The sequence below is a fragment of the Desulfovibrio sp. genome, assembly GCF_014803725.1.
Classification (GTDB): domain Bacteria; phylum Desulfobacterota; class Desulfovibrionia; order Desulfovibrionales; family Desulfovibrionaceae; genus Desulfovibrio.
Genome location: NZ_JAAVBE010000029.1, coordinates 17,372 through 43,325, shown reverse-complemented (window position 1 = coordinate 43,325; position 25,954 = coordinate 17,372). Strand labels below are relative to the sequence as shown.

Annotated in this window: 20 protein-coding genes; 7 read left to right on the top strand and 13 right to left on the bottom strand. The window is 64.7% G+C overall.

What is annotated here, in order from left to right; translation table 11 throughout:
• Positions 1-95: 95 nt before the first annotated feature.
• From HDR50_RS10915 to HDR50_RS10890, 6 genes are all read right to left on the bottom strand, one after another.
• Positions 96-1,139, bottom strand: a complete 1,044-nt coding sequence (locus HDR50_RS10915) for a DUF362 domain-containing protein (protein ID WP_291358189.1) — start codon at positions 1,137-1,139, stop codon at positions 96-98.
• A gap of 94 nt (positions 1,140-1,233) precedes the next feature.
• On the bottom strand, positions 1,234-2,379 hold the full coding sequence (locus HDR50_RS10910; protein ID WP_291358187.1) for an aldo/keto reductase: 1,146 nt from the start codon (positions 2,377-2,379) through the stop codon (positions 1,234-1,236).
• A gap of 78 nt (positions 2,380-2,457) precedes the next feature.
• Entirely contained in the window at positions 2,458-3,627 is a 1,170-nt protein-coding gene (locus tag HDR50_RS10905; RefSeq protein WP_291358185.1) for an iron-containing alcohol dehydrogenase, read from the bottom strand.
• 82 nt (positions 3,628-3,709) lie between these two features.
• Positions 3,710-4,234, bottom strand: coding sequence for a flavodoxin (locus HDR50_RS10900; RefSeq protein ID WP_291358183.1), 525 nt, complete (start codon positions 4,232-4,234; stop codon positions 3,710-3,712).
• 28 nt (positions 4,235-4,262) lie between these two features.
• Positions 4,263-4,889, bottom strand: a complete 627-nt coding sequence (locus HDR50_RS10895) for a flavodoxin family protein (protein WP_291358181.1) — start codon at positions 4,887-4,889, stop codon at positions 4,263-4,265.
• Positions 4,890-4,979: 90 nt separating this feature from the next.
• A complete protein-coding gene (locus HDR50_RS10890) occupies positions 4,980-5,780 on the bottom strand; it encodes an SDR family NAD(P)-dependent oxidoreductase (RefSeq protein WP_291358179.1) in 801 nt (266 codons plus the stop codon).
• Positions 5,781-5,884: 104 nt separating this feature from the next.
• Here HDR50_RS10890 and HDR50_RS10885 point away from each other — a divergent pair, with 104 nt between their 5' ends.
• Entirely contained in the window at positions 5,885-6,490 is a 606-nt protein-coding gene (locus HDR50_RS10885) for a helix-turn-helix domain-containing protein (RefSeq protein ID WP_291358178.1), read from the top strand.
• A gap of 25 nt (positions 6,491-6,515) precedes the next feature.
• Complete coding sequence (locus HDR50_RS10880) at positions 6,516-9,062, top strand: hypothetical protein (protein ID WP_291358177.1); 2,547 nt, start codon at positions 6,516-6,518, stop codon at positions 9,060-9,062.
• A gap of 23 nt (positions 9,063-9,085) precedes the next feature.
• Here the strand turns inward: HDR50_RS10880 and HDR50_RS10875 are convergent, their stop codons facing one another.
• Positions 9,086-10,765, bottom strand: a complete 1,680-nt coding sequence (locus tag HDR50_RS10875) for a peptide-binding protein (protein WP_291358175.1) — start codon at positions 10,763-10,765, stop codon at positions 9,086-9,088.
• 140 nt (positions 10,766-10,905) lie between these two features.
• Here HDR50_RS10875 and HDR50_RS10870 point away from each other — a divergent pair, with 140 nt between their 5' ends.
• The gene (locus tag HDR50_RS10870) at positions 10,906-14,145 is read left to right on the top strand and encodes a DEAD/DEAH box helicase (protein ID WP_291358173.1); all 3,240 of its coding nucleotides are present in this window, start codon (positions 10,906-10,908) and stop codon (positions 14,143-14,145) included.
• 86 nt (positions 14,146-14,231) lie between these two features.
• On the opposite strand, the gene tpx is transcribed toward HDR50_RS10870, so the two are convergent.
• Together tpx and HDR50_RS10860 are read right to left on the bottom strand one after the other, a co-directional pair.
• Positions 14,232-14,735, bottom strand: coding sequence for a thiol peroxidase (gene tpx, locus HDR50_RS10865; RefSeq protein ID WP_291358172.1), 504 nt, complete (start codon positions 14,733-14,735; stop codon positions 14,232-14,234).
• Positions 14,736-14,838: 103 nt separating this feature from the next.
• Complete coding sequence (locus HDR50_RS10860; protein ID WP_291358171.1) at positions 14,839-15,708, bottom strand: 50S ribosomal protein L11 methyltransferase; 870 nt, start codon at positions 15,706-15,708, stop codon at positions 14,839-14,841.
• A 132-nt stretch (positions 15,709-15,840) separates the two neighbouring features.
• Between HDR50_RS10860 and HDR50_RS10855 the strand changes: the two genes are divergently transcribed.
• From HDR50_RS10855 to HDR50_RS10840, 4 genes are read left to right on the top strand one after another with little or no spacing between them, the layout of a single operon-like run.
• Entirely contained in the window at positions 15,841-16,614 is a 774-nt protein-coding gene (locus HDR50_RS10855) for a methyltransferase domain-containing protein (RefSeq protein WP_291358170.1), read from the top strand.
• The gene (locus tag HDR50_RS10850) at positions 16,611-18,374 is read left to right on the top strand and encodes a YcaO-like family protein (RefSeq protein WP_291358169.1); all 1,764 of its coding nucleotides are present in this window, start codon (positions 16,611-16,613) and stop codon (positions 18,372-18,374) included. The genes HDR50_RS10855 and HDR50_RS10850 overlap by 4 nt, the downstream gene beginning before the upstream one ends.
• Positions 18,361-19,668, top strand: a complete 1,308-nt coding sequence (locus tag HDR50_RS10845; RefSeq protein WP_291358168.1) for a cyanophycin synthetase — start codon at positions 18,361-18,363, stop codon at positions 19,666-19,668. The genes HDR50_RS10850 and HDR50_RS10845 overlap by 14 nt, the downstream gene beginning before the upstream one ends.
• Positions 19,665-21,050: an aminopeptidase gene (locus HDR50_RS10840; RefSeq protein ID WP_291358166.1), complete on the top strand. Its 1,386-nt coding sequence runs from the start codon at positions 19,665-19,667 to the stop codon at positions 21,048-21,050. Before HDR50_RS10845 ends, HDR50_RS10840 begins: the two co-directional genes overlap by 4 nt.
• On the opposite strand, the gene HDR50_RS10835 is transcribed toward HDR50_RS10840, so the two are convergent.
• The 4 genes from HDR50_RS10835 to icd form a co-directional block, all read right to left on the bottom strand.
• The gene (locus HDR50_RS10835; RefSeq protein WP_291358165.1) at positions 21,026-21,661 is read right to left on the bottom strand and encodes a translation initiation factor IF-2; all 636 of its coding nucleotides are present in this window, start codon (positions 21,659-21,661) and stop codon (positions 21,026-21,028) included. The two genes, HDR50_RS10840 and HDR50_RS10835, sit on opposite strands and share 25 nt — an antisense overlap.
• A gap of 71 nt (positions 21,662-21,732) precedes the next feature.
• Positions 21,733-24,072, bottom strand: coding sequence for a hydratase (locus HDR50_RS10830; protein WP_291358164.1), 2,340 nt, complete (start codon positions 24,070-24,072; stop codon positions 21,733-21,735).
• Positions 24,073-24,108: 36 nt separating this feature from the next.
• Entirely contained in the window at positions 24,109-24,756 is a 648-nt protein-coding gene (locus tag HDR50_RS10825; protein WP_291358163.1) for a LysE family transporter, read from the bottom strand.
• Between the two features lie 33 nt (positions 24,757-24,789).
• Entirely contained in the window at positions 24,790-25,929 is a 1,140-nt protein-coding gene (gene icd / locus HDR50_RS10820; protein ID WP_291358162.1) for an NADP-dependent isocitrate dehydrogenase, read from the bottom strand.
• Between the last annotated feature and the right edge of the window lie 25 nt (positions 25,930-25,954).

Below are 25,954 nucleotides of genomic sequence, written 5' to 3'. Positions count from 1 at the left end.
ATTTTGCAGGGGCAGCAAGCAAGGAAAGGGGCGCGCCTGCCAGGGAAGGCCCCAGCGAACGCCGCCCCTCATGGAACGGCAAACCTGCGCCCGGCTCACTTAATAGTGATCAATTCATATTGCGGATTGCCCATCTTTTTTTCGCGCATGGCCGAAAGCTGCCGCAAGCCGTGGCGGCTCTCGATCCTTTCGACAACGTCCTTGCTGTCCGGCGCGGCAAAAATCAGGTCGCAGGCGGCCTGGTCGATGGTGAGCAGGTCATTGGAGGCCAGGATACCAATATCTTTCATGGTGGGCGCGTGGGCGCGCGTGCCGGCGCAATCGCAATCGACGCTGATATTGCGCAGGACATTTATATAGGTGATGTGCTTGCCGAAATGGTCGGTCACGGCCTTGGCGGAATCGGCCATGAGCTCCATGAAGAGGTCTTTCTTGGCGGATGTGCTGAACTCGGGCTTGCCCTCCATGTTGGTGCCGTGCACCTGGCGCTTGCCCACCTGCCCGGAGGCGCAGCCGATGGCGATATTCTTCATGGAGCCGCCAAAGCCGCCGCTCGAATGGCCCTTGAAATGCGTGAGCACGAGCATGGAGTCATAGTCGGTAATGCCCTTGCCCATGGCCACTTCTTTCAGGTGGAAACCGTCGCGCACGGGCAGGCTGACATCGCCCTTTTCGTCCAGAATGTCCACGGGGCAAAAGGTCCAGCCATTGACCTCAAGCGTTTTCCTGTGGCCTTCGGTGGTATAGCGGCCGCCCTCATAGAGAGTGTTGGTCTCCACGATGGCGCTGTCCGGGATGGTCTTTTGCAGGGCGGCCACGAGCTCGCGCGGCAGGATGTTGGGGCCGTTGGGCTCGCCCGTATGCACCTTGATGGCGACCTTGCCGTAAATGCCCTCGTTAACGAGATTGTACAGCTTGATGAGGCTCGCTTCATCAATGACGGGCGAAAAATACACCTTGGCGACCGAGCCCGAAGCCTGCCCCGGCGTGACTTTTTTGGAGCCGATGACCGGAGTCTTTTGCGGCAAAGTCGCGGCATCCTGTTTCGGCGCCCCAAGGCTGAGGCCCGGCGCAAGTGCGACGGCGCCCAGGGAAAGGGCCGCACCCTGAACAAAGGTCCTGCGGGAAAGGAGTTTCATCTGCCTGTCCTCCACCTTTTTAAGGTTGAAGCATCATGGTTCTGTGTGGCTGTCACTCGCGCGAAGAGGAAAACCTCAGACGACGCGGTTCCGCTCAGGAAAAGACTTCCCGTGCGCGGGCCATCTGCTCGCGGATCTTTACCTCAAAGGGGCAGCGCGTTTCGCAAACGCCGCATTGGCTGCACGCATCGGCCCTGACCGGCAATGCGCGGTAATGCTCGCGCACCGTTTCGGGCACCGCGTTTTGCGCCACGGCCAGGTTGAGCAGCTTGATGACCATGGCGATGTCGATATGTTCCGTGCACGGGGCGCAATGCCCGCAATACATGCAGTGCCCTTTCCAGCTAATGCGCGGGAAGCGGGCGAGGACTTCGGCATAGTCACTCCCCCCGCTCCCGGGCGCGCCGTAGCTGAGGCATTCCTCAAGTTCCGCAAGGCTGTGCGCGCCGGCGAGCACGCAGGCCACGGCAGGCCTGTCCAGCGCATAGGCGATTGCCTGGTGGGCGGTGAGCGCCACGCCGGCGAGCGAGCGCCCGGCATGCAAAAGGTCGCCGCCGCCAAAGGCCTTCATGACGGTGATGCCCACGCCGCGTTCCATGCAGGTCTCGTACAGCCGGGCGCGGTCGGCGTCCATGTTGGTGAGGGGCTGTCTGTACTTTTCCCGGTTCCACAGCTGCTCCACGTCTTCGTCCGCCGGCTGGAGGTCATAACAGGGATTGACGGAAAACATGAGCACCTCGATGGCGCCCTCCTCCACGGCCTTGAGCGCCACCTTGGGATTATGACTGGAAAGGCCCAGGGCGCGGATGACGCCCTGCTTTTTGAACCCGAGCGCATAATCGAGGATGCCCCCCTCCTCCACCTTTTTCCAGTTGGCCAGCGAATCCACATAGTGGATCATGCCGATGTCGAGCCAGCCCGTGCCGAGCCTTTTAAGCTGGTCTTCAAACGACGCCCGCACCTTTTGCAGGTCGCGCGTGCATTTGTACTGCCCGTCTTCCCAGACAGTGCACAAATGCCCCTGCAGGACGAACTTTTCGCGGCGCCCGCGCAGGGCGCGCCCGAGATTGGTGCGCAGGACGGGGCTTGGCGAATAGAGGTCGATGCAGTTGGCGCCGGCGCCCTCCATAAGGTCGAGCGCCTTCGCATAATAGTCCGGCGCCTTGTCCAGCAGCCCTTCGCAGCCAAGGCCCACGATGCCGACCCTAAGGCCCGAATTTCCCAGTTCCCGTGTTTCCATAGGCGCTCCTGCGGTTTTACCCACACTTATGCCTGTTTGGCGTGTCGCGCAAGCGTGGCCGGGATTTTGACCCCCGCCCTACTCCCAACAGGCCTTGAAGATAGCCTCCACATCGGCAGGGGTGCATTTGCAATAAGTGCCCGGGCCCGTCTGCACCGAGCGGGCTATCTTCGTGAGCTCGGCCATGTCCTTCACGCCAAGCTGCTGCATGGTCGTGGGAAGGCCGACGGAGCGGATGAAATCGGCAAGGGCCTCCACTCCGGCGGCGGCCAGCGCCTTGTCATCGCCCTGGGGCGCCAGCCCCCACACATTGACGGCAAAGCGCACGAAACGCCCCACCGCATGGGGCAGGAGCCAGCGGTAATAGGGCGGCGTGATGACCGCGAGCCCCTCGCCGTGGACGCAATCGGTGAAGGCGCCGATCTGGTGTTCCAGGTTGTGGCAGTCAAAATCCGGCTGCTTGCCAAGGCCCATGATGCCGCAGAGCGCGAGCGAGCTTATCCACTCGATATTGGAACGGGCGTCATAGTCTTTCAAGTCCTTCATGAAGGAGCGGAAATTGCGGATCTGCGCCCGCAGCAGGGCCTCGAGCAGGTCGTCGGAAACATTGTCCGTATCCGGCTTGCAGAAATAAAATTCCATCAGGTGCGACATGGTATCGAATGCTGTCGCGCGCACCTGGCGTTCCGGCACGGTCAGCGTGTAGTCCGGGTCAAGCAGGGAGAAATTGGGCGAAAGCTCCGGGTAGATGCGGCCGGTCTTGATATTGGTTTCCGTATTGGTGATGACGCCGCCGCCGTCAAATTCGGAGCCGGTGCCGGAAATGGTCAGCACCACGCCGAGGGGGAGCTGCTCGAAGTCAACCCTGCCCTGGTTCAGCCAAAAATCGTTCCACCAGTCGCCGGCATAGCGGCTGCCGATGGCAATGGCCTTGGCGCAGTCGATGGCCGAGCCCCCGCCCACGGCGAGAATGAAGTCGATGTTCTTTTCCTTGACGAGCCGGACGCCTTCGTCAACTTTTGCCTTGGTGGGATTGGCCATGATGCCGGGAAAGTCGAAAACGGTCTTGCCCGCGGCCCTTACCTGTGCCGTCACCGTGTCATAGACACCCGTGCGCTTGATGGATCCGCCACCATAGGCGAGGAGGACGTTCTTGCCGTAGGGTTGGAGCAGTTTGGCAAGATATTCCTCCACGACGCCCTTGCCGAAATAAATGCGGGTATGGTTCTGGAAGACGAAGTTGTTCATGATGTTCTCCTGTGGATGTTGAGGGGATCTCGCGCCAGCTCTCATGCCACCGCGGTATTTGCCGTCATTTGCAGATATTGCGTCACGCGAGGATGTCCCGCGCCCACTTGCGTAAAAGCGCCTCAGCCTCATGCACCTTGTGGCCGATGATGGGCAGGCCGGGCAGAATGTTCGCAGATGGGCACAGGGCGCGCAGATCCTTCTCGCTGCGGCCCATGCCGCTGCCTTCATTGGTGCAAAACGGCGCTATGGCTTTGCCCGCTGTGGGGAGGGCGTGAAGAAAGGTCCAGACAGGCATGGGCATGGTGCCCCACCAGTTGGGATAGCCCAGGAAAAGCGTATCCACGCCTGTCATGTCGGGGATGCCGCTCTTCAATGCGGGTCTTACACCGGCCTTGAGCTCCTTTTTGGCAACTTCGGTGAGCTTATGATAATCCTCGGGATAGCTTTCAGCCTGTTCGATACGCACAAGAGGCGCGCCGGTGATTTCAGACAGTTTTTTTGCCGCTACCTCGGTATTCCCCACAGGAAGCTCAACGATTTTTCCATCAACATAGTTTGGTCCCGCGTGGGAGAAATAAGCGACAAGAAGTGTTGATTCGGCCATGTTCTCTTCTTCTGCTATGGATTGAGCGTTACTTCACGTCCTCAAGGACCGGGCCCACCTTGGGGAAGCGACCCATGGCTGGCGCAAGCGCCTCCCCGAGCCAAGCGATCTTGGCACCCAGGTCCCGCATATTTGCCATGCCCTCTGCATCTTTTTCCACTTCTCCGTCCAGGGTGCCAAAGCCGAAATTCCAATAGAGCGAGCCCGGCACGACCATCTGGCTCGTCAGAAAGAAGTGATTGATGGTGTCGAAAACAGGGACCGGGCCACCGCGACGCGCCGCCACAACGGCCGCGCCAATTTTTCCAGCGAGCAGGCCGCCATTGGCAAGCGCAACGAAGCCGCCCCGGTCGATAACTGCCTTCATCTCGGATGCGATGCCGGCAAAGTAGGTGGGACTGCCGATGAGGATGGCATCTGCCCGGAAAAGGCGCGGTAATATCTCTTCATTCAGGCAATCGGTTTTTATGGCGCATTGCCCATCCCGCCTTTTTATGCACTGGCCGCAAGCGATGCAGCCGCGGACCTGTCTGCCTGCAAGCGTGTAGAGTTCCGTCTCCCATCCCTGCCGGATGAGCGGTTCAAGAGCGGCCCCCAATAAAAGAGCCGTGTTTCCGTGTTTATGCGGGCTTCCGCAAATGGCGAGTGCATACATTGCTCCCCCTCCTTTTCCGCACCTGCTTTTGAGCCCCGCCGGCCGCTCCTCAGAGATGCCCGCGGCGGCGCTTGCTCCGCCAAGCCGCCGTCAGGCCTGGTTTTCAAAAACCAGGCGGTAAAAATACTCCTTGAACTTCTCAAGCCCCATTTCTTCATATTTGGCATAGAGCCTGGCGCACACGCTGTCTGTGGGGTAATTGATGATGTCCTTGCCGTCGGTGGCAGCGCGGTAGATGACCCCGGCCGCTTCTTCTGGGCCCGGGAATTCGGCATTGCCGTCCAGCAGGAACTTGCGCTGGTTGGCGGCCGCCTTTTCATAGCCCGTGGTGTCGTTGAGCGGCGTCTGAAAATTGGTTTTCGTGCCGCCCGGCACCATGGCCTTCACCGCCACGCCAAAGGGCCGCATTTCGTAGTACAGGGATTCAACCATGCCCTGCTGCGCCCGCTTGGCCGCGCCATAGACGGCATCGCGCGGGAAGGCGATGATGGCCGCAAGGGAAGTCGTCACCATGATGGTGCCTGCCTTCCGCTTCTTGAAATGCGGGATGAATTGCTGCGTCACGAGCATGGAGCCGATGACATCCGTATCAAACAGCCTGCGGATTTCGGCTTCCGTGGGCTTTTCCAGCGGGGCCATGATGCCGTAGCCCGCGTTGTTCAAAAGCACGTCCACGTCATGTTCCGCCAGTGCCTTTTGGCAGGTGCGCGCAATTTGGGCCGAGTCCGTCACATCAAGCGGCAACAGGTGCACGTTGGCGAGGGCAGCAAGCTCCCCCTCCTTTTCCGGCCGCCGCATGGTGGCGATGACCTCCCAGCCCTTTTCCGCAAAAAGCCGTGCCGCCGCCCTGCCAATGCCTGACGAAGCCCCGGTGATGAAGATAGTTGGCATTTTCCCTCCAGGATTTGACAAAATTCGGAAACATATGCTTCTTAACCCACAGGCTGTTTCGGCGGCAACAACACGAGGGCGCAAACTGTTTCTTATGCGCCATCATGGCGAAAACTGTTACGAAAAGGCGGCTTGGCGTGGACGGGAAGCCGAGGGATCTCAGGGTCACGAAAACACTGGCGCGCATCAGGGCGGCCTTCCTCAAGCTGGTCTCGGAAAGCAGTTATGACGAACTGACGGTCTCGGCGCTCTGCGCGCAGGCGCAAATCGGGCGCAAGACCTTTTATGTCTATTATTCATCTCTCGACAGTCTTTTTGAAGAAATACTTGAAGAAATCACCCGGGACTATCTGCTCTCCATCGCGGACTATTCCGCCCCGGCGCATATCAGGGAGATAACCCGGAAATTCTACGAATTTTCCACGAGCCAAGGAAAATACTATGACAATCTCGTGTGCAGCGACAGCTACCAGCGCATCGGCACCCAGCTCATGATGCGCCTTGTGCGCGGCACATGGTGCACTTCGAGCTGGTTCACCTCGCTTTCACGGGAAAGGCAGGACATCCTGCTGTGTTTTATCTATAATTCAGGGGCCGGGCTCTATCGGCAATGGATACTTTCCGGCAAGGTCATCCCCATCGAGGCCATGATCGCCTATGCTGATTGCCTCATCGCAAAAGGTATCGAGGGATTCAAGAATCTGGAGTGACTGTTCACGTTAAAAGGAAGAACACATGAATGGCGAAGCAGCGCAGGTTCCGGCCTGCATCAAGGTCCGCGGGGCGCGCGTCCATAATCTCAAAAACATCAGTGTGGATGTGCCGCTCAACCGCGTCGTCGGCATCGCGGGCGTTTCCGGCTCGGGCAAGTCCTCGCTGGCGCTGGGCGTGCTCTATGCGGAGGGATCGCGCCGCTATCTGGAGGCGCTCTCCACCTATACGCGCCGGCGCATGACACAGGCGCCCCGCGCCCAGGTGGAAGAAATACTCTACGTGCCCGCGGCCCTCGCCCTGCACCAGCGCCCGGGCGTGCCCGGGCTGCGCAGCACCTTCGGCACGGGAACGGAACTCCTCAACAGCCTGCGGCTCATGTTCTCGCGGCTCGCGAACCACCGCTGCCCCAACGGCCATTATCTCGAACCCACGCTGGACGTGGCCGCGGAGCGCCAACTGGTCTGCCCGGAGTGCGGGGCCCGTTTTTTCGCGCCCTCTGCGGAGGAGCTTTCCTTCAACAGCCTGGGCGCCTGTCGCACCTGCGGCGGCACCGGCACCGTGCACACCGTGGATATGGCGAGCCTTGTGCCCGACGAGTCGCTTACCATCGACGAAGGCGCCGTTGCGCCGTGGAACAGCCTCATGTGGTCGCTGATGACGGATGTCTGCCGCGCCATGGGCGTGCGCACGGACGTGCCCTTCCGCGAGCTGACGCCCGAGGAGCGGGACATCGTGTTCCATGGGCCGGCGGTCAAGAAGCATATCTTCTACAAGCCGAAAAACAGCAACCAGGCCGGGGAGCTGGACTTCACCTATTACAATGCCGTGTACACGGTGGAAAACGCGCTCGCCAAGGTCAAGGACGAAAAGGGCATGAAACGCGTGGAGCGCTTCCTCAAGCAGGAGGAATGCCCGGATTGCGGCGGCTCGCGCCTTTCCGACGCGGCGCGGGCGCCGCTTCTTGGCGGGCTCGGGCTCGATGCCGTCTGCCGGCTGCCGCTGGACGAGCTCGCCCCGTGGGTGGACGGTATCGCGGCGGGACTCCCCGAGCCCATGCGGCCCATGGCCCGCGACATCGCGGATGCCTTTGAGGGCGCGGCGAAACGGCTGCTTGAGCTCGGCCTCGGCTACCTTGCGCTGGAGCGCAGCGCATCAAGCCTCTCAACGGGAGAGCGCCAGCGCATGCAGCTCGCCCGCGCGGTGCGCAACCGCACCACGGGCGTGCTCTATGTGCTCGACGAGCCCTCCATCGGGCTGCACCCCGCCAATCTCGCCGGCGTGGCCGGCATCATGCGCGACCTCGTGGCCGACGGCAATTCCGTGATCCTCGTTGACCACGATGTCCAGCTGCTCGAGCGCGCGGACTGGGTGATCGAGCTCGGGCCCGGCGCGGGCGCGGCCGGCGGCCGGATCATCGCGCAAGGCACTGTGCCTGAAATCGAGCGCGACCCGGCCTCGCGCATCGGCCCCTTCCTCGCGGGGGAGCCTGTGGCGGAGCCCGGGCCGCGCACAGACGCCCCGCTCTTCGCCGAGGGCGCCATCCACCTCGCCATCGGCAGTATCCACACCGTGCACCCGCTGGAGGTTGACATCCCCAAGGGCCGGCTCACCGTGGTGACGGGGGTTTCCGGCTCGGGCAAGACGACCCTTGTGCTCGAAAGCCTCGCGCCGGCGCTGGAGGCTGTGTGCGCGGGCAAGCCCCTGCCCGCCCATGTACGGGCGCTGGACGCCGGCGGCATCACGCGCGTGCGCCTCATCGACGCCACGCCCATCGGCGTCAATGTGCGCTCGACCATCGCCACCTATGCCGACGTTCACGACGCCCTGCGCAAAATCTTTGCGCGCACGCCCGCGGCGCGCGAGCACGGCTGGAAAGCCGGTGATTTTTCTTACAATACCGGCTCTTTGCGCTGCCCCACCTGTGACGGCACGGGCGTCATCAGCCTGGATGTGCAATTCCTGCCGGATGTGGACATTCCCTGCCCGGAGTGCCGCGGCTCGCGTTACGCGCGCGAGGCAGACCTTGCGAGGCACGCGTTTCCCTCAGGCGCAAGCGTGTCCCTGCCGGAACTCATGGCCATGGATGTGGACGCCGCCATCGGGGTCTGCGGCTCCTGGAAGGCGGTGGCCGAGCGCCTGCGCACCCTCCAGCGGCTCGGCATCGGCTATCTCACTCTCGGCGAGGGCACGCCGGAACTCTCCGGCGGCGAGGCCCAACGCCTCAAGCTGGCGAGCGAGATGGGCCGCGCCCAGGGGGACGCGCTCTTCATCTTCGACGAGCCCACCATCGGGCTGCATCCGCTGGATGTGCGCGGTCTGCTGGGGGTCTTCCGGGCGCTGCTCGCCCAGGGGGCGACCGTTGTCGTCATCGAGCATGACCGCGACATGATGCTCAACGCCGACTACATCATCGACATGGGCCCGGGCGGGGGCAAGGCGGGGGGCACCGTGGTGGCGGCCGGGCCGCCGGAAAGCATCGCCGCCAACGAAGAGAGCGTGACGGGCAAATTTATTAAGGAAGCGCTTGAAAAGCGGAAGCGTGGCTCCAAAACCGCGGCCAGCCACTGACCGGGCTTCCCCATCTCCCCTCTCTAGGGCGCCAGCGCATGCCGCTGAAGCGCCCTGGGCACCCACCATTTTTCAAAATTGTACATGATGCCGGCGAGCGCCGGCTCGATGCCCATGAAGCGCCGCTGCACCACCGGCAGCGCATAAGGCACGAACAGGAAGCAATAGGGCTGCTCGTCCGCAAGGATCTCCTGCACGCGGGCATAGAGGGCCGCGCGCTTTGCCCGGTCGGGCGTGGTGCGCGCCTTTTCCAGCAGGGCGTCAACCTGCGGGTTCATGTAATGGATGAAGTTCAGGCCGCCGTCATGCGCCTGCGAGGAATGCCAGATCTGGAAAATATCCGGGTCCTGCGGGATGGTCCAGCCGAGGATGACGGCATCGAAGCGCCCCTTGTTGACAAATTCGCGGATGAAGGCCGCCCACTCCACCGTGCGGATGCGCGCCTCCACCCCGATGGCGCGCAACTGGCTCTGGATGAGGGTCGCGGTGAGGATGCGCTGCTCATTGCCCTGGTTGGTGAGGATGCTGAAGGCAAAGGCCCTTCCGTCGCGCCTGAGCATGCCGTCCTTGTCGGGCGTGAAGCCCGCCTCGGCGAGCAGGCGCTTCGCCTCGGCCACATCTTGGGCCACGGGCTTGAGCGTAGGGTGCGCCGCCCAGGAGCCCGGCTTGTACGGGCCGAACGCGGCCACCCCCTGCCCCAGCAGGACGCCTTTGACGAGGGCATGGCGGTCGATGGCGAGCGAGAGCGCCCGGCGCACGCGCACATCCTTGAAAAAAGGATGCTCCAGGTTGAAGCCGAGAAAGACATATACCGAGGCAAGATAACGGTATTTATGGAATTCCTGCTCCCACGCGGGCCCCGAGGTCTGGCGCAGGTACTGGAGCGGGCTCAGGTTCATCACGTCGAGGCGTCCGGCGCGGGTCTCCATGAACATGGTGGCGTCGTCCGGGATGATGCGGTACACGGCCTCGTCGATATGCGGGCGCCCGTCGAAATAGGTGGGCGATGCGGCGAGCGTGATGCTGCTGCCGGCGTCCCACTCCTTCAGCCGGTAGGGGCCGGCGCCCACGGGCTTGCGCGCAAAGGGGGTCGCGCGGATGTTCTGCCCCTCGAGGATGTGCTTCGGCAGGATGGGGCTCATCCACGAGGCCACTGCGCGCGCGAAAAACTCGTCATACACGGCCTCAAAGGTGTAGCGGTCGAGCACGCGCAGTTCCTTGATGCGTGAAAAATCCTCGGCATAGGGGCTGGCCGTGGCCGGGTCCGTCACCACGCGCACGGTGAAGGCCACATCCTCGGCCGTGAGCTCGGTGCCGTCCTCCCACAGGATGCCCTTGCGCAGGGTGAAGCGCATGCGCTTGCCGCCGTCCTCCATGCTCCAGCGCTCCGCGGCCCACGGCTCGGGCTCGAGATCCTTGTTGTAGCGCAGCGGCGCCACGAAGAGCAGTTCCGCCACTTCGTGCGAGGCGGAATCCGTGGTGAGGTAGGAGATGAGGTTGGAGGCCTCGCCGATGGTGCCGAAAAAGATGCGGCCGCCGTCCACGGGCTTCTCGCCGCTGTCCTGCGGGGTGATGTCGCCAGCCTCCACGGGGAGCTCATCGGAGGCCCCGGAGGCGGCCTGCGCCTGTGAAAATTCGCACACGATGGGCCGCAAAAACGCCGCCAGAAGGACTGTGAGGAGGAGCAGGGAAAATTTTTTCATGATTCGCAAGGTGATAGTTGCATGTGCCGCGGAAGGTGTGCTAAAGACTCCCAATTCGTGAACTTCAGATGCCCGCGCATTCCCGAGCGGCGGAACGGCCACCGTTCCGCAAGGGGGAGCGCCGCGTCCGCGAGGAGAAGATGAGCCGTTCAGAGCAGAATGTCGTCAGGGAAATGTGCCAGACCTTCCTGCATGACAGTGTCCCGGAATATATCCGCGATGCGGCGTACTATATCCTCTCCGAGGGCGGGGTGCAAAAAATTAATATCCAGGAGGGCGAGACCTGGGACGTGCAGGGTGTCATCCAGGGCGAAGACCTGCAGGTCTATACCCCTTCCCTGAGTTTCACCATCACCGACAGGAGCGCGCGCCAGCAGTGCAACTGCTCGGACGCCTTTTCCGGCGTGTGCCGGCATGTGGCCGCCCTCGGCCTGCGCCTTGTGGAAGAGCTCTGCAAGGAGCAGGGCGAGGCCGAAGACCTGCCCGCGCCGCTGGCCGACTGGAAGCAGAGCTTCCGCAATTTCTTCTCCACCGAGATGGAGCCCGAGCCCGGACGGCATTATCTCATCTTCCGCTTCGAGCCGGAGCCCGGGCGGCTGCTCGTGTCCTTCTTTCGCGGGCGGCAGAACAAGTCGGGCCTGTCCAGCGTCCATTCGGAAGTGACGCTCCAGCAGATCATCCAGAACCCGGACTGGAGCGAATTTTCCCCGCAGCTCCCGCATGTGGCCAGGCAGATAGGCCAGCATCTCGATTATTACGGGCATAGGGTGGAGATCCCGGACGGGCTCACCTCCTGGTTTTTCTGGGCCGTGCGCAAGGAATACTACCTCCTCTGGAAAGACACGGACAAGCCCTGCCGCATCGAGAGCGCGCCCTTTGCGCTCAAGCTCAAGCCCCGGCTCGACGACGCGGGCTTCCATTTCGAGGTGCTGCTCAAGCGCGAGGGCCGCGCGCCGCTCCCCATCCGCCCCGGCAAGGACGAAAACGAGGCCGGCGACGACTGCCCCATCACCTTCCACGGGCAAATGCCCCTCTGGGTGTGCTACCAGCACAATTTTTATCCCGTGCAGACGGGGCTTTACCCTTCCCTCGTGCATAACCTCATCCATGACCGGCCCGTGGTGCCGCACGAGGAGATCTCGGAATTTCTCGACCGTGTGTGGACGCGCCTCCCCTCGTCGGAACTCTACGAGCCGCAGGAATTCCTCATGCTCATGGAGCCTGTCTTCCAGCCGGCGACCTACAATCCCAAGCTCTTCCTCGATGAGGAAGGCAGTCTGCTCACGCTGGAGATCGACAATATCTACGAGACGCGCCACGGCGAGTTCACCCTGCCCGGCCCCAACCCCGACTTCCAGACCGGCAGCTACACCTACGAGGGCCAGACCTACCTCGTGCGCCGGCATCAGGACGAGGAAGCCCAGCTCATGAACGAGCTTTCGGGCATGGACTTTCAGGCGCGCTCCAACAAGCTCTGGTTCCTCGAACCGGAGGAGGCCATCGCCTTCCTGCTCGACAGTTATCCGCGCCTTGTGGAAAATTATCGCGTTTACGGCGAGAAGGCGCTCTCGCGCTACAAGATGCGCACGGCCAAGTCCACCATTACGGCGCAGGTCACGAGCAACGAGAAGGAAAAGTGGTTCTCGCTCGACATCACCGTGGATTACGAGGGCCAGTCCCTGCCACTGGAAAAGATCTGGAAGGCCTGGGCGCGCGGCAAGCGCTATGTGCAGTTGAAGGACGGCTCGTATACGAGCCTGCCCGAAGCGTGGCTTGAAAAGCTTTCGCACAAGCTCACGGCCCTGGGGCTCGACCCGAGCAAGCCGCCGCAGCAGAAGTTCAAGCAGTTCGAGGCCCCGGTGCTCGACAGCCTGCTCGAAGACCTGCCTGGCGCCACCACGGATTCGTTCTGGAACAAGCTCAGGAAAAAGATCCGCTCCTTCCGCGAGGTTCGGCCCATCGCACCGCCCAAGGGGCTCAACGCCTCCCTGCGCGGCTACCAGACGCAGGGCCTCTCCTACCTGAACTTTCTGTCGGAATACGGCTTCGGCGGCATCCTCGCGGACGAGATGGGCCTTGGCAAGACCGTGCAGACCTTGGCTTTCATCCAATATATGGTGGAGAGCCACCCCAAGGGCCCCAACCTCATCGTGGTGCCCACCTCGGTGCTTCCCAACTGGGAGCGCGAGGCGGAAAAATTCGTGCCCAAGCTCCGGCGGCTCATCATCTACGGCACGCGCCGCGAGGGCATGTTCAAGCATATCGAGAGCTCCGACCTCATCATCACCACCTATGCCCTCCTGCGCCGCGACCTTGAGGAGATCGAGAAGCACGAGTTCAACACGGTCATCCTCGACGAGGCCCAGAACATCAAGAACCCCAACACCATCACCGCCCGCGCCGTGCGCCGCATCAACGCCCGCATGCGCCTCTGCCTCTCGGGCACGCCCATCGAGAACAACCTCTTTGAGCTCTGGTCGCTCTTCGAGTTCCTGATGCCCGGTTTTCTCGGCTCGCAGCACGCCTTCCAGCGGGGCATCGTCAAGCCCATCAAGGACGGCGACGCTGAGACCCTCGATTACCTGCGCACGCGCGTCCGGCCCTTCATCCTCCGGCGCACCAAGGCCGAAGTCGCCAAGGACCTCCCCCCCAAGGTGGAGAGCGTCACCTGCTGCGCGCTGGAAGAGGCCCAGGCCGAGCTTTATTCCGCGCTTGCGCGCAAGCTGCGTGCCCAGGTGCTCGCCGACGTGGACGAGAAGGGCCTCGCCAAGAGCCAGATGTCCATTCTCGACGCCCTGCTCAAGCTCCGGCAGATCTGCTGTCACCCGCGCCTGCTCAAGATGGACCTGCCGGGCTTTTCCAACAACCTGCCCTCGGGCAAGTTCGACGCCTTCAAGGACATGGTGACGGAAATCGTGGAGGGCGGCCACAAGGTGCTTGTCTTTTCCCAGTTCGTGCAGATGCTCCACATCATCCGGCAATGGCTGGAATTTTCGCAGATGCCCTTCTGCTATCTCGATGGCGCCAGCAAGGACCGCTTCGAGCAGGTGGACAGGTTCAACAACAGCCCGGACATCCCCATCTTCCTCATCTCGCTCAAGGCGGGCGGCACCGGCCTCAACCTCACCTCGGCGGATTACGTCATCCACTATGACCCGTGGTGGAACCCGGCGGTGGAAAGCCAGGCCACGGACCGCACCCACCGCATCGGCCAGACCAGGCAGGTCTTTTCCTACAAGCTCATCTGCCAGAACACGGTGGAGGAAAAGATCCTCAAGCTGCAGGAGGCCAAGCGCGGCGTGGCCGAGGCCATCATCCCCGGCCAGGACACGTGGAAGTCCCTCACGCGCGAAGACCTGGAAATGCTCTTCGACGTGTAGGGCCACGGAATTTTGGGGATTTCAAAAGAGAAAGGACGCGCCGGAAAATTCTGGCGCGCCCTTTTTGCGATAAAGAACGGAAAGGACTAGGCAAGCGCCTTCACGGCGTCGAGCACGGCGGCATAGTCCGGCTCATGGGTCATTTCCGGCACCACCTGGCTATAGGTGAGCGTGCCGTCCGCCGCCACCACAAAGACGGCGCGCGCGAGCAGGCGCAATTCCTCGATAAGTACGCCATAGGCGAGCCCGAAGCCGCCCTCCTTGTAATCCGAAAGCGTCTCCACGGCCTTGGCATTGGCCGCGCCGCACCAGCGTGCCTGGGCGAAGGGCAGGTCCCGGCTCACGGCCACGATGCGCACCTTGTCGGAGAGTTTGGCGGCCTCGCTGTTGAAGTGCCGCATCTCAAGGTCGCAGACAGGAGTATCCAGCGAGGGCACGCAGGCGAGCACGAGGATCTTGCCGGCAAAATCCTTGAGCGTGCGCGGCGTGAGGTCATTGGCCGTCAGGGTGAAGTCCGGCGCGGGCGCGCCGACCTTGGGCAGCTCGCCCATGAGGTGCAGGGGGGTGCCCTGAAAAGTCACGGTATCCATAGCTCATCTCCTATATGGAACCTAAAGTTCTTCTTGAAGTTTTGCCGACAGCACCTTGCCGCCGCCTCTGTAAAAGCTGCACCAGGGGGCCGGGCATGTCAACTCACGCCCACACGAGCGCGCACCATTCACCGTCGAGGCTGCGCCGCGCCTGGGGCAGCCCCTGCTCACGATAGGCCGCTTCCACCGCATCGGCCTGACTTTCCAAAAGCCCGGAGAGCACGAGACAGCCCCCGGTAGCCCGCGCAGCGGCGATGGCCGGCGCCATTTCCCTGAGCGGCCGGGCGAGGATATTGGCGAGCACAAGGTCGAACTGGCGGCCGGCCACCGCGTCCACGCTGCCGGCATCTATCTCAAAGACCGCCGGGGCGATATCGTTGAACGCCCGGTTTTCGCGCGCGTTGTCCACCGCCAGCGGGTCGATGTCGAGGCCCACGCCGCCAAGGCCGCTCTTGGCGCAGCCGATGCCAAGGATGCCCGAGCCCGTGCCCAGGTCAAGAAAAGTCTGGCCGGCCTCCACGCGCCCGGCATCCAGCAATTCGGAGAGCACGGCCAGACAAAGGGCCGTGGTGGCGTGGTGGCCGGTGCCGAAGGCGCTCTTGGGCTCGATGAGGATGGGGATGCGGCCCGGAAAATCCCCCGTGCCGGCAAGCCACGGCGGGAGCACCACAAAGCGCGAACCGCATAGGACAGGCGTGAAAAACTGCCGCCACGCCGCGAGCCAGTCCTGCTTTTCCACACGGGCGAGATTCGTCCCGGCCTGCGGGGCCATGAGCAGCACCTGGTCCAGCAGGCGGCGGAGGTACTCTTCCGATTCACAATGGACGGTGAAGCGCGTTTCGCCGCCGGCAAGGCTTTCCTCCTCCCAGCCGAAGGCCGCGTCAAGCGCGAGCAGGCCGCTCACGCGGTCGAAATCCTCATCTTCCGCCACGATTTCGAGCCGGAACAGGGCCGGCGTATCCGTCTCAGGCATGTGTGCCTCCTGGTTGCTGACTGAAGCATGCGTCCTTGCGGCGCCATTGGCAAGGCATTGATTTACGGCCCTGTCCGCTGTAGGCTCCTGCCCCGATGGCCCTACGCGGCCCCCAAACGCCAAGGAAAGCCCATGCCCAGCGCTCCCGATACCGCCGGTGCCCGAGAGGCGGCGCCCTCCACCGCTCCAGCCACGCAAAACGAGCTCGACGGCCTGCTCGCCAATATTCGCAAAACCTTTGACGCCGACTTTGAGCCGCTTCAGGTGGACGACGGCACGCTGGACGTGCTCACCGTGCGCGACATGCCCCGGCATCTGGACGCCCTGCTGCGACGCGGCGCCATCCATGACCCCATGCGCGATCTGCCGCTCTGGGCCAAGGTCTGGCCCGGCTCCTTCGTGCTCGGCCGCTTCCTCCGCACCCAGGAGCCACAGGGCAAGCGCCTGCTGGAGATCGGCGCGGGCTGCGCCATTTGCAGCATGGTGGCCGCGCGCTACGGCTTTGCGCATATCGTCGCCAGCGACAACGTGGCCGACGCCCTCACCTTTGCCCGGGCCAATGTGCTGAAAAACCATCTTGAAGACCGCATCGAGGTGCGCCATCTGGATGTCACCACGCCCGGGCAGGATGCGCGCTTTCCCGGTGGCTTCGACATCATCGCCGCTTCCGAGCTGCTCTATCTCGATGACCTGCACCGGCCGCTCCTGAAATTTCTTGAGCGCCATCTGGCGCCCGGCGGAAAGGCCCTGTTCTGCACGGACCTCGCCCGCGCCAAGCCGCGTTTCGCCAAGCTGGCGGCCAAGTCTTTCAACGTGCAGGAGGGCAAGATCGGCGTGAAAACACGCGACGAAGAGGGCGCGGAACAGCGCCGCATCTACTCTGTCTGCATCCTGGAGCGGCCGTGAAGACGCCCCCCATCGTTCTCGCCGCCTGCCCCAAGGGCTACACGCGCGACCTCGACAAGGCCGTGAGCCCGGCCGTCACGGTGGCGCGCGTGAAAAGCCGCCTCGACGCCGCCGGCCTTGACGTGGTGGCCGGCGCCCGCCGCGTGGACGTGGGGCGGCTCGGCATCCCCGTCTACCTCGGCATTTGCGGCAGCGACGCGCGCGCGGTGATGCCCACGCGCAAGCAGATGGGCAAAGGCTCTTCGGAAGAGCAGGCGCTGGCCTCGGCACTCATGGAAGTGATGGAGCGCTTCGCCTTTTTCAGCTTCTGGGAGCGGCCGCGCGAGACCTTCACCGGCACCTGGAGCGAGGCCGAGGCACGCTTCGGGGCCGACCTGCTGCCGCTGGAGGCCATTTTGCGCTCCGTGAGTGACGCCATACCCCTTGAGCGCGCCAGGCGCATCATGGATCTCGCGGCGTGGGAGTTCCATCCTGCCACGCACCTTGCCAGCGGCCGCACGGTCTGGCTGCCGCTGGACTGGTTCCGCATGCTCGGGGAGTTCAACGGTTCCTCCGCCGGCAACAGCGTGGAGGAATCCCTGCTTCAGGGGCTCTCCGAACTGGTGGAACGACATGTGTGCTGCATTGCCGACCGCGAGCGCCCCACCCTCCCGACCATCGATCCCGCCAGCTGTGAAGACCCGACCCTGCGCGGCCTGCTGGACGCCTTCGCCCGCGAGGGCATCCGGCTCGTGCTCAAGGACCTGTCGCTCGGCATGCCGCTGCCCACCGTAGGCGCCATCGCCTGGGATCCTGGCACCTTTCCCGAGCGCTCGGAGATCGTCTTCACGGCGGGCACCGCCTCCTCGCCGGCCAAGGCCGCCATTCGCGCCGTGACCGAAGTGGCGCAATTGGGGGGCGACTTTTGCACGGGCGCCTGTTACGAAGCTTCGGGCCTCCCCAAGTTCACGCAGCTTGCGCAGACTGGATGGCTGCTCGCGGGGCCGACTGTCCCGCTGGAGAGCCTGCCCGGCGTTGAGGCGCCGGACATCCGCGACGAACTGCTCGCCGCCATCGACGGCCTGAAGCCCCTTGAGGTCTATGCGGTGGAAACCACGCATCCGGCCCTCGAAATCCCGGCGCATTATACCATCGTTCCCGGCCTCGAGTTCCGCGAACGGGACAGGAACCAGAGCCTCGGCCTTTTCGTGGGCCGCAAGCTCGCAGAGACCTGCGATGCGGAAACAGCGGCACGAGGGCTGGCGGCCCTCGCCGGGCTCTGCCCGGGGGCGCACTACCTTCCCTTCTTTCAGGGCATGCTCGCCCTACGCCGGGAAGAGCCGGAACAGGCGCGCGACCTTTTCCTCGCCTCCCTGCCCTTGCAACCCGATGCCGAGGCTGCCGGGCTTGCCGCCTTCTATGCCGGCCATGCGGAGACCCTGCGCGGCCGCTGGGCCGAAGCGGTGCCCCGGCTCGGGCAGGCGGTGAGCCTCTGCCCGGAGATGAAGGAATACGGCAACCTGCTCGGCGTGGCGCTCTACAAGACCGGGCGCTATGCCGAAGCGGCCGACGCCTTCAAGGCCGTGCTCAAGCTGGACAAGGGCTCGGCCATGGACCGCGCCAATCTGGGCATTTGTTACAAGTTCCTGGGCAGGTGGGAAGACGCGCAGCGCGAACTCACGGCCGCGCTGGAACTCGACCCCGCGCTGGACTTTGCCCGCGCCCACCTGGCGGAACTGGAGGGCGGGGCCGCTGGCGGAGCAAATGATGCCCTTTCGTAGTTACCAGAGCGTCCGCCAGCATCTGGACGCCCTGGGCATGTTCCATATGGAGCTCGGCCTCGAACGCATGCGGCGCGTGCTGGCGGCCCTCGGGCTGGAGCGGCCGCCCTTTGCGGTCGTGCAGGTGCTCGGCACCAACGGCAAGGGCTCCACGTCCGCCTTTTTGGCCAGCCTCTGTGCCGCGCACGGCTGCCGCACCGGGCTCTACACGTCGCCGCATTTCGTCTCCCCGGAAGAGCGCATCCGCGTAGACGGGCGCCCCGTCCCCGGCAATCGGTGGCCCGCGCCCGCGAGTGCCGTCCTCGAAGCCAGCAAAGGCGGCCACCTTACCTATTTTGAATTTCTCACCGTGCTTGCGCTCCTCCTTTTCCGGGAGGCGGGGGTAGATGTGGCCATCATGGAGGCCGGCCTCGGGGGCCGCAACGATGCAACCACGGCCATTGCCGCCGATGTGCTCTGCTTCACGCCCATCGCCATGGATCACGCGGCCGTGCTCGGCCCCACTCTTGCGCATATCGCCGGCGACAAGGCGGCGGCCGTGCGCAGCTCCGCCCCGGTGTGCATGGCAGAGCAGTTCCCGCTGGCGGAAGAAGCCCTGCGGGCTTGCGCAAGCGCCAAGGACGCCCCGTTGATGCGCGCCACGCCGCTCCCCGAAGACTGGCAGCCTCGCCTCGGCCTCGCCGGCGCGCACCAGTCGGGCAATGCCGCGCTGGCGCTCACGGCCTGGGGGCGCCTCGCCCCGCTCCTCGGCTGCCGGCCTGACGATGCCGAAGCACAGGCGCAAGGGCTTGCCCGCGCCTTCCTGCCCGGACGGCTCCAGCTCCTCCCGCGCACTGCGGAGCATCCGGCCCTCCTCCTGGATGGCGCGCACAACCCGCACGGCATGCAGGCCCTGTTGCGGGCCCTTGATGGTGAGGGGGGCGCCCCGGTCCTCACGTCAGCCCCGCCGGCGGCCATCATCTTTTCCTGCCTGGGCGACAAGGACTGGCGCAGCTCGGCCGGGATGCTCCGGCGCCGCTTTCCCGAAGTGCGCGTCTTCATCCCGGCGCTGGAGAATCCCCGCGCCGCTGAGCCTGCCGAAGTCGCCGCCTTCTTTGCCGCCCTTTCGCCCGCGCCGGCCGTGGCGCTCAACGGCCCAGATGCGCTGGGGCGGGCACTCACTGCGGCAGGGCGCGTGGCGCCTGAGGACGGCGTGACGCTCATGACCGGCTCGCTCTACCTGCTGGCCGAATTTTTTGGCCGCTATCCCGGCTATCTCGATCCACCTTCTTCTCAACCGGAGCCTCAACCATGAAAAACGAACTCGCTTACACCTCCCCCAATGCCTGGGAGCGCTATGCCGACGCCCGCAAGGACGTGCAGGCGCTGGCCGGCCGCTATCTCGACTTCATCAGCCGCTGCAAGACCGAGCGCGAGACCGTCGCCTATGTGCTGGAACGCCTTGCCGAAGCGGGCTATGGAGAGGATTTCGGCGCGGCCCGGGTCATGCGGCCCCTGCGGGGCAAGGCGCTCTTTGCGGCGCGGCGCGGAACTGCGCCCCTCAAGGACGGCCTCGCCCTCATCGCCGCCCATGCGGACAGCCCGAGGCTCGATTTCAAGCAGCATCCGCTGGTGGAGCAGCCCGGCGTCGTGCAGGCGAAGACGCACTATTATGGCGGCATCCGCAAATACCAGTGGCTCGCGAGGCCCCTGGCGCTCCACGGTGTCGTCATCCGGGAGAACGGCGAGCGCGTGGACGTGAGCATCGGCGAAAAGCCGGGCGAGCCGGTCTTCTGCATCGCCGACCTCCTGCCCCACCTCGCGCAGAAACAGGCTGGGCAGAAGCTCAGCGAGGCCTTTGAGGCCGAAAAGTTGAACATCATCCTGGGCCATGCGCCGGATGGCCCCAAGCCCTCCCGCCGGGCCAAAAAGGACGACAAGGAGGACAGCCTCAAGGACGCCCTCCTCAGGCTGCTGCACAAAAAATACGTCATCAGCGAAGAAGACCTCATCACGGCCGAGCTTCAGGCCGTGCCCGCGGGGGCGGCCCGCTTCGTGGGCTTTGACCGGGCGCTGCTCGGCGGCTATGGGCAGGATGACAGGATCTGCGTGTTCGCGGCGCTCGAGGCCCTGCTCACCGCGGACGCCGGGGCCCCGAGGCCCATGGCGGTGATGTTCTGGGACAAGGAGGAGATCGGCTCCGACGGCGCCACGGGCGCGGCCTCCCGCTTTTTTCAGTATTGCGTGGAGGACCTCGCCGCGGCCTGGGCGCCCGGCACTTCGGCCTCGCATGTGCTGCTCAACAGCCGCGCCCTCTCGGCCGACGTGCAGGCCGCCCTCGACCCGGATTTTCAGGAGGTGCACGAAAAGCAGAACGCCGCGCTCATCGGACACGGCCCCTGCTTTTCCAAGTTCACGGGTTCACGGGGCAAGTATGGGGCGAGCGAGGCGGACGCCGAATTTTTCGGCGAGCTGCGCGGCATCCTCAATGGCCGCAACATCCCGTGGCAGGCGGCGGAGCTCGGCAAGGTGGACCTGGGCGGCGGCGGCACTGTGGCGCTCTTCCTGGCGGCCTACGGCATGCGCGTCATCGACCTTGGGCCCGCGCTCCTCTCCATGCACAGCCCCTTTGAGCTTGCGAGCGCCGCGGACCTTTACGCCACGGTGGAGGCCTACCGCGCCTTTTTTGAAGCCTGAGCGGGCAAGCCCTTAGCGGATGCGGCGAGACCCGTGCGGCGCTTCCGCCCCTCGGGCGCGCCCGCAAGGGGACCGGGCCTCGGCGCGCGCCGCTGGGCTTGCGTGCCCGGCTCCAGCCGGCGCGCGAGGTGGGGCGGCTCCGGCGCAAGCTCCCCTTCCCTGCGCAGGTGCGCGTCCAGGCTGCGCATGACGGCGGCCGCGTCCGCATGCTGCTCCTCATGGCCCGGGCCGCTCAAAAGCCAGCGCGGGCGCCCATGGAGCACTTTTTGCCGGGATTTCAGGCCTATCTCGCGCATGGCGAGTTCCAGCCGCCATGTCCCTTTCGGCGTGTGCAGAAGGATGGTCCGGCCGGCCGTTTCCATACGGTAGCCCGGGGGCGAGTCCGCCAGGCGCAGCAGGTCTTCCACGGCGGCGCGCATGAGCGCCATGTGCTCATCCGCCGCGACCTGCTTCTGCTCTTCCTCGAGCTTGTGTTCCCCGTCGCGGATACGCGCGAGAAACTTGCCCCGGTCATCGTCCAGTGTGCTCATGCCGCGCCGCATGATGCGGAAACAGAAAACGAGCCCCGCCAGCATGACGGCACCCGAGATGACCCACCACATGAGACTCATGTGCCGGCTCCTGAAAGGCGACGGCCCCGGGTGGCAGCTACTGCCCCCGGCGCCGCACAACTCATGGGCGCCTAGATGCCCTTTGACCGGGCATAGTGGTTGATGAGGCTGCCATCGAGGAGGATCTGGCGCTCATTCTCCGTCAGCCCGCGCAGGGAAAGCGCCACCTGCTCGGTCCAGGGCTTCTTGCCGGCCTCCACCTCGGTATGCACCAGGGCCGCGAGGATGGTCGACCTGCCGGCAGCGATGGCGGCGCGCACATCGGGCACCATGAGCCAGTCGCCGGGCTTGAGGTCGCGCGCGAGCTCCTTTTCCACCAGGAAGGGCAGGATGCCCCAGTTGATGAGGTTGGAGCGGTAGCGCTTGGTGGCGTATTCCACGGCCAGATTCGCCCAGCCGCCGAGCACCTTCTGCGAGGACGCCGCCTGCTCGCGCGCGGAGCCGTCGCCGGGCTTGAACGCGAAGACGAGCGAGCCGATGCCCACCTGCCTGAGCGGATGCGGGTCCGCCAGCATGGAGGCCACGGCGGGCTGCTCCGTGCAGATGTCAATGAGACCGCGCACCTTGGCGAGCACTTCGGCGTCGTCGGGATTGGCGAGCCGCTTCTTCTCCAGCGCCTGCGCCGCCTTGGCGCGCCCCACATAGCCCGGGTCCTTGCGGGAAAGGGTGAACTCCGCGAGCTTTTGCGGATTGGAGCGCAGGGAGGACGTTTCCCCCGAGGGGATGAGCTCGTCCGTGGTGGTCACAGGGTCGGTGATGACGCTCGCCACCTCGAGCACAAGATGTTCCGGCAGCGGCGTAAGCTCCGGCCAGTCGGCGATGTTGGGGCCGAAGACAAGCTCCATCTGCGGGTCAGGATGGCCAAAACCGTTGTACACGCGGCGCTGGTAGACCTCGGGGTTAAAGTGGTACTTGAGGTCTACCTTCAGGTCTGGCGAGCTCCAGTCGAGCGAGGTGGCCGGCGTGAGCCGCCCGGCATTGGCCGCCGTGGCGGCGATGGAGCGCGCGTCCATGAGGGCCACCGCCGCGATCTGCCCTTCGCCCGGCTTGGAGCCTTCGCGGTTGGGGAAGTTGCGGGTGGTGTGGCGCAGCGAGAGCCCGCCGTGGGCCGGCGTGTCGCCCGCGCCGAAGCAGGGCCCGCAGAAGGCCGTCTTGACGTTGGCGCCGAGCGTCATCAGCCTTTCTGTCGCGCCATTGTTCACCAGCGCCACGGCCTGCGGCACGCTCGCCGGGTAGACGGAGAACGTGAAGTGCGGGTTGGGCTCCTTCCAGGTGCCGAGGATGGCCGAAGCGAGGCTGATATTTTCAAAAGTGCCACCCGCGCAGCCGGCGATGATGCCCTGGTCGGCCACGATGGCGCCGTTGCGGATCTTGTCGCGCAGCTTGAGGCCCTTGCCCGCGTCCCCGAAGAGGCGCACGGCCTCCTCTTCCACGTCGCCCAGAAGCTCCTCGGCATGGGCGGTCACTTCGGCGATGGTGTGCACGTTGCTCGGGTGGAAGGGCAAGGCGATCATGGGCTCCACCGCCGCAAGGTCGATGCGCACAAGGCCGTCATAACAGGCCGGCCCCTCAAGGCGCAGTTCCTTGAAGTCGTTGGCGCGCCCGTGCAGGGTGAGCCAGTCGCGCACCTTGGCGTCCGTGGGCCAGATGGAGGAGAGACAGGCCGTTTCCGTGGTCATCACGTCCACGCCGCAGCGGAAGTCCACGGAAAGGGCGCCAACGCCCGGGCCCATGAACTCGAGCACCTTGTTCTTGACGAAGCCGTCCTTGAACACGGCGCCGATGAGCGCCAAGGCCACGTCCTGCGGGCCCACGCCCGGGGCGGGTTCGCCCTCCAGCCACACGGCGACCACTTCGGGCTCGGCAACATCCCACGTTTTGCCGAGGAGCTGCTTCACGAGCTCGGGGCCGCCCTCGCCCACGCCCATGACGCCCAGCGCGCCATAGCGGGTGTGGCTGTCCGAGCCCAGGATCATGCCGCCGCAGCTCGTCATCATCTCGCGCATGTACTGATGGATAACCGCGAGATGCGGAGGAACGAAGATGCCGCCGTACTTCTTGGCTGCGGCCAGCCCGAAGAGGTGGTCGTCCTCATTGATGGTGCCACCGACCGCGCAGAGGCTGTTGTGACAGTTGGTGAGCACGTAGGGCAGCGGAAATTCCGTGAGGCCCGAGGCGCGGGCCGTCTGGATGATGCCCACATAGGTGATGTCGTGCGAGGCCAGCGCGTCAAAATGCACGTGCACCTGACCGTCCTTGGGGGCATCCTTGGCCTGGTGGGCGTCGAGGATGCGCGCGGCCAGCGTGTTGCGGGCGGCCTTGGCCAAGTCGACGCCCTTGGCCTGGGCCTCTGCGGCGCTTTGGAGCTGCCCCTCGTTGATGACGGTTTTTTCTGCGGAAAGGGTGATCATGGTGGGCACTCCTTTTCTTGGGGTGGAGATCGTTGGCTAGTCGTTTCCTGCAAGGGCCAGCCTGAGGCCGAAACCGAGAAAGATGGCGCCGGTCACGCGATGGAGCCAGCGCTGGAAGCGCGGAACAGCGAACACCCGGCGCACGCGGACGAGGATCTGCGCGAGAAAGAGATACCAGACAAGGCACTCAAGGGCGGTAATGGCGCCCATCTCCAGCAGCTGCGGCTCTGCCGGCGCAACCGGGGAAATGAATTGCGGCAACAGAGTGAGAAAGTAGAGGATGGCCTTGGGATTGAGCGCATTGGTCAAAAAACCCTGTCGGAACGCGCGCCGCAACGGGGCCTGCTGCCCTCGCGCCACCTCTGCCTCTTGCTCCCCTCTGGCTTCAATGGGCTGCGCCTTTTGCCGGAAGGACTGGACGCCCAGCCAGAAGAGGTAGGCCGCGCCGGCATACTTGAGCAACTGGAACAGCGGGGCCGACGCCGCGATGATGGCCGAAATGCCGGCAATGGCAAAGCCTGTGTGTACGGTGATGCCGAGCGCCACGCCGCAGGCCGCCGCCCTGGCCGGGCCCGCGCCCTCCAGCAGGGCCACGCGGCTCACGAGCGCGAAGTCCGGCCCGGGCAGCATGACAAGCAGCGCCATGGCCGGAACAAAGAGGAGCAGGTTTTCCAGCGGCAGCATAGCCTCTCCTTTGTGACAAACTTCAAGTGACGCTTAAAGATTTTCGCCGATGATCTCGCCGAATTCCTTGCAGCCCACCACGCGGCTCCCCGGCACCTGGGCCGCGAGATCCTCGGTGACGGCCTTGCCGGCGATGGCCTTGGCCACGGCCGAGCGGATGCGCTCCGCCGCGGCGGGCACGCCCAGATGCTCCATGAGGAGAGCCCCGCACAGGATGATGCTCCCGGGATTGGCCCTGTCCTTGCCGGCGATGGCCGGGGCCGTACCGTGCGTGGCCTCGAAAAAGGCCAGCGAGTCGGACATGTTGACGCCCGGCGCGAGGCCGAGGCCGCCCACCTGCGCGGCCAGCGCGTCCGATATGTAGTCGCCGTTCAGGTTGGGCGTGGCGAGCACGCTGTACGCCTCGGGCCGAAGCAGGGCCTCCTGGAACATGGCGTCGGCGATGCGGTCCTTGACCACCAGGCGCCCGGGGACCGGGTCTTTTTCCGTGCAGGTCGTATCGCCGAATTCCTCCGCCGCCACGTCATAGCCCCACTGGCGGAAGGCCCCTTCCGTAAACTTCATGATATTTCCCTTGTGGACGAGGGTCAGGCTCGGGCGCCCGGTCTCCAGCGCATAACGCAGGGCGCGGCGCACGAGGCGCTTGGAGCCGGCCTCGGTCATGGGCTTGATGCCGATGGCCGCCACTTCGGCCACGCGCGTGACGCCGAGCTCGTCGCGCAAAAATTCCGCCAGCTTGCGCGCCTCGGGCGTACCCGCGGCGAACTCCACCCCGGCATACACATCTTCGGTGTTCTCCCGAAAGATGACCATGTCCACGCGCTCCGGGTGCTTGACCGGCGTTTCCAGCCCCGGGATATGCCTCACCGGGCGGATGCAGGCATAAAGGTCGAGCCCCTGGCGCAGGGCCACGTTGAGGCTGCGGATGCCGGTGCCCACCGGCGTGCCCAGCGGGCCCTTCATGGCGATGTCCGCCCCGCGCAGGGCATTGAGCGTTGCCTCGGGGAGCGGCGTGCCTTCCGCTTCGCGGGCCTTTTCTCCGGCGAGCAGTTCCTGCCAGTCGAGCCGCATGTCCGATTCCGCGGCCAGCGCCGCGTCAATGACAGGCCGCGCCGCGCGCCAGATTTCCGGCCCGATGCCGTCACCCTCGATCCAGTAGATGGTCTTGCGCATGAAAGTCCTTCTCCGGGGCCCGCGG